Annotated in this window: 5 protein-coding genes; 3 read left to right on the top strand and 2 right to left on the bottom strand. The window is 48.6% G+C overall.

The features are described 5' to 3' along the window. Nucleotides 1-36: 36 nt before the first annotated feature. Nucleotides 37-1518 (bottom strand): copper/silver sensor histidine kinase SilS, encoded by a 1482-nt coding sequence (silS, locus tag HX884_RS22335; protein WP_111969907.1) that lies wholly within the window; start codon nt 1516-1518, stop codon nt 37-39. Continuing rightward, nucleotides 1511-2191 carry a copper/silver response regulator transcription factor SilR gene (gene silR, locus HX884_RS22330; protein WP_001572351.1) on the bottom strand — a complete coding sequence of 227 codons (681 nt, stop codon included), beginning with the start codon at nt 2189-2191 and terminating at the stop codon, nt 1511-1513. Before silR ends, silS begins: the two co-directional genes overlap by 8 nt. Nucleotides 2192-2380: 189 nt before the next feature. Between silR and silC the strand changes: the two genes are divergently transcribed. The 3 genes from silC to HX884_RS22315 form a co-directional block, all read left to right on the top strand. After that, nucleotides 2381-3766, top strand: coding sequence for a Cu(+)/Ag(+) efflux RND transporter outer membrane channel SilC (gene silC / locus HX884_RS22325; RefSeq protein ID WP_110820887.1), 1386 nt, complete (start codon nt 2381-2383; stop codon nt 3764-3766). A gap of 28 nt (nt 3767-3794) precedes the next feature. Next, the gene (cusF, locus tag HX884_RS22320; RefSeq protein WP_110820886.1) at nt 3795-4157 is read left to right on the top strand and encodes a cation efflux system protein CusF; all 363 of its coding nucleotides are present in this window, start codon (nt 3795-3797) and stop codon (nt 4155-4157) included. A gap of 113 nt (nt 4158-4270) precedes the next feature. Continuing rightward, nucleotides 4271-4662: heavy metal-binding domain-containing protein (locus HX884_RS22315; RefSeq protein ID WP_306173223.1), on the top strand; the 392-nt coding region annotated here is incomplete at its 3' end.

The following is a 4662-nucleotide window of genomic DNA, read 5'->3' as shown; positions in this document are numbered from 1 at the left end:
CATGACAGGCTAATGACATCTTTGTCATTTAAATCTTTATTCCCAGCACTGGGTGTCCGGAATCATTTTCTCCAGTCTGGGCACGGATAAGATAAAACGCGTTGAGTGTACGTCCGATTCCACCTGCACTCTTCCGTGATGTGCTTCCACGATTGACTTCACAATCGCAAGGCCGATGCCGCTGCCTTCTCCTTTTCGTTGTCTGGACGGATCCACCCGATAAAAACGGTCAAACAACCTTGATAAATGCTCTTCAGGGATTGGTTTCCCCGGATTTTCAATCACAAGGTCAAAAAAGCTCTCCTGCTCTCTTATTGAGACGGTGATTGCCTGTCCCTCTGGGGTATAACGCAGGGCGTTGGATAACAGATTATTGATCGCTCTTCTGAACATTTGTGGATCTCCCTCAACCAGGCAGGGCATCCCGTTAAATTTGAGCATAATATTGCGTTCTTCGGCCCAGGCTTCGAAAAACTCGAAGACTTTCATGACTTCTGCTCTGAGGTCAAACCGAACCCTGTCAGGTATCAGCTGATTATTGTCCGCCTGTGCCAGGAACAGCATGTCGCTGACCATTTTGGTCATCCGGTTATACTCTTCAAGGCTGGAATAGAGGACATCCTCAAGTTCCTTCTGCGTTCGATCCTGACTCAGAGCGATTTCAGTCTGCGTCACCAGATTGGTGATGGGTGTTCTGATCTCGTGCGCGATATCGGCAGAGAAATTGGCCTGGCGGGTAAAAACATCCTCAATCTTTCCAATCATATGATTGAACGAGATAACCAGCTGCTCCAGCTCAATGGGAACGCGTGTCGGTTCCAGCCGCGCATCAAGATTCTCGGAGGTGATGTTTTTAATGGCATTGCTGACATTACGAAGGGGCAGGTGCCCCTGACGGACAGCAATGCGAATGATCAGAACAATCAGCAGGCTTATCACGACGGCAATCGCAATCAGATTTTTTTTCAGCGCATCGAGGTAATGGAGATGGAAATTAATGGAGAGGCCAGTCAGCATGACATAGCTCTGCTGTTTGCCCTGAAATGTCGCCTGGCCAGAGGAGGCGATAATCCGGTACGTTTCCATCTTCATTCCGGACCCGGTATCCATCGCTCTCGCAGTATCCTCCACCGTCCAGAGAAAGACATCCCGTGCGCGGCTGTGCTCGCTAAAATCGGCTGAATTCACGGCCGGGCGTAGTGCTGCCCCCTGCGCAGAGCTGTACAGCACCTCACCCCGGGGATTGAGGAGCAAAAGGGCAACGTTGCGGTAGCTGGCGATCGATTCCTTTATTTTGCTTACTTTTTTTTCATCCGGATCTGCCGGGGACTGGAGTATACGGCTCAGTGTGGTGCTGATTTGTTGCAGATCGCTGACATCCTGCTCGGCAAAATGCTTTTCAACAGAATGCAGCATAAACCAGGTGAAGGCGATAAACGCCAGTATTGTGGACAGGCTGATAAAAAAGGTCAGCCGCAGAGCGAGTGAGAAAGGTCGTCTGGACGGTTTGCTATGCATCCGGGATCTCCAGCATGTAGCCCACGCCCCGCACTGTCTGGATCAGTTTTGTCCCGTAATCGTTGTCAATTTTAGCGCGGAGTCGCTTTACTGCGACATCAATCGCGTTAGTGTCGCTGTCAAAATTCATGTCCCAGACCTGAGAGGCAATCAGGGAGCGGGGAAGAACTTCTCCCTGATGGCGAATGAAGAATTCCAGCAGGCTGAACTCTTTACTGGTGAGCACAATGCGGTTCCCGGCGCGGCTGACTTTTCTGGATACGAGATCAACCGAGAGGTCAGCCACTTTAAGCTGGCTTTCCGTGATCATCGTGTTTCCCCGCCTGAGGAGGGTTCTTACCCGGGCGAGCAGTTCAGCAAACGCAAAGGGCTTCACCAGATAATCGTCCGCACCCAGCTCAAGTCCTTTGACCCTGTGTTCAATCGTGCCAAGGGCCGTCAGCAGTAATACCGGCATCCCCTTTCCGGCACTGCGCAGCATACGGATGATATCCCAGCCGTTTACATCAGGCAGCATGATATCCAGGATGACTAAATCATACTCGGCTGTCATGGCAAGATGATATCCGGTCAGACCATTATCAGCGTGATCCACGACGAACCCCGCCTCTGTCAGCCCCTTGCTGAGATATTCACCTGTTTTAATTTCGTCTTCGACGATCAATATTTTCATCTTGCTCCCCGTCTGGCTGCTAATGTCATTCTATTGCGCACACGATCGTAATCAACGAATTACCGTAAAAATGACAACATTGTCATTATTCTGTCACCCGACAAACAGAGTGCATTCTGTAAAGTAACCCTGGTAATACTCTGAACTTCATTTGAACCATTTACCAGGTCTGCCTGTACGAGAAGCGTTATGTTCAAATTAAAATTACTCAGCATCAGTACCATATTCATCCTGGCTGGTTGTGTTTCTCTGGCACCTGAATATCAGCGTCCGCCAGCTCCGGTTCCCCAGCAGTTTTCATTGTCTAAAAACAGTCTGACGCCTGCGGTAAACAGCTATCAGGATACGGGCTGGCGAAACTTTTTTGTCGATCCCCAGGTCAGCAGGCTGATCGGTGAAGCCCTGAATAATAACCGTGATTTGAGAATGGCTGCCCTGAAGGTTGAAGAGGCCCGGGCCCAGTTCAACGTCACGGATGCAGATCGTTATCCTCAACTGAATGCCTCATCCGGGATCACATACAGCGGTGGTCTGAAAGGTGACAAGCCGACCACACAGGAGTACGACGCGGGTCTGGAGCTCAGCTATGAGCTCGATTTTTTTGGCAAACTTAAGAACATGAGTGAGGCTGATCGCCAGAACTACTTTGCCAGCGAAGAAGCCCGTCGTGCCGTACACATCCTGCTGGTCTCCAACGTTTCACAGAGCTATTTCAGCCAGCAACTGGCGTACGAACAACTCCGTATTGCGCGGGAAACGCTGAAAAATTATGAACAGTCTTATGCATTCGTTGAGCAGCAGCTCGTGACCGGGAGTACGAACGTTCTGGCGCTTGAACAAGCCAGGGGGCAAATCGAAAGTACCCGCGCCGAAATAGCCAAACGAGAAGGCGATCTGGCTCAGGCAAACAATGCCCTGCAACTGGTGCTGGGAACGTACCGCGCAGTTCCGTCAGAAAAAGGGATTAAAGGTGGGGAGATCGCACCAGTAAAATTGCCACCAAATCTGTCGTCACAAATATTGCTGCAGCGTCCGGATATTATGGAAGCGGAATATCAGCTGAAAGCGGCTGATGCCAATATTGGCGCAGCGCGAGCGGCCTTTTTCCCCTCAATTACCCTGACCAGTGGTCTTTCCGCAAGCAGTACGGAGCTGTCCAGCCTGTTTACGTCAGGAAGTGGAATGTGGAATTTTATCCCTAAAATTGAAATTCCTATATTTAATGCTGGCAGGAATAAAGCCAATCTGAAGCTGGCTGAAATTCGCCAGCAACAGTCGGTGGTTAATTACGAACAAAAAATTCAGTCAGCCTTTAAGGATGTTTCCGACACGCTTGCGCTGCGCGACAGCCTTAGCCAGCAACTTGAGTCACAGCAGCGTTATCTTGATTCACTTCAGATAACTCTCCAGCGTGCCAGAGGATTATATTCCAGTGGTGCTGTCAGTTACATTGAAGTGCTGGATGCAGAGCGTTCTCTCTTCGCTACGCAGCAAACCATTCTCGATCTTACCTATTCCCGGCAGGTTAACGAAATTAATCTGTTTACCGCACTGGGTGGCGGTTGGGTAGAGTAAATTTATTTAATTAATCAGGAAATTTAAAATGCGTAATTCATTTAAAGCCGTTTTATTTGGTGCCTTCTCTGTCATATTTTCTGCCGGTCTTCATGCTGAAACACATCAGCATGGTGATATGAATGCTGCCAGTGACGCTTCGGTACAGCAGGTTATCAGGGGCTCCGGTGTCGTTAAAGCCATTGATATGAATAGTAAAAAAATCACCATTTCGCACGAAGCTATCCCTGATGTGGGCTGGCCTGCAATGACCATGCGCTTCACTTTTGTTAATGCAGACGACGCTATTGACGCTATTAATGCCCTGAAAACTGGCAGCCACGTTGATTTCTCGTTTATTCAGCAGGGTAATATTTCTTTACTTAAAAGCATTAACGTGACGCAGTCCTGATTGGCTGTCCGGAGCGATTACATCCTGTGCGCCTGTACATTCACATAGGTATATGTGTGAGTTAACCGTCAGGCGCATATGACAGGTGTTTTGATTTTTTAGCGGAAAATTGTATGGCTTCTTTAAAGATAAAATATGCTGCAATAATTATCAGCAGCCTCATAGCAGGGGGGCTGATATCGGTTACTGCCTGGCAGTATGTAAACTCAGCACAAAAGACAGAAAAAACAGAACAAAAGGCACCGGAACGAAAGGTGCTTTTCTGGTATGACCCAATGAAACCGGATACCAAATTTGATAAACCCGGAAAATCGCCCTTTATGGATATGGACCTGTTGCCAAAATATGCTGATGACAGTGGCGATAAAAGCAGTGGCGGGATCCGTATCGACCCAACCCAGGTTCAGAATCTGGGATTAAAAACGCAAAAAGTCACGCGAGGAATGCTGAATTATTCTCAGACAATCCCGGCTAATGTCAGCTATAACGAGTATCAGTTTGTTAT

The organism is Enterobacter sp. SECR19-1250, assembly GCF_013391025.1.
Lineage (GTDB): Bacteria > Pseudomonadota > Gammaproteobacteria > Enterobacterales > Enterobacteriaceae > Enterobacter > Enterobacter cloacae.
The sequence above is the reverse complement of the archived record's forward strand: the minus strand, read 5'-3'. Positions and strand labels throughout refer to the sequence as shown.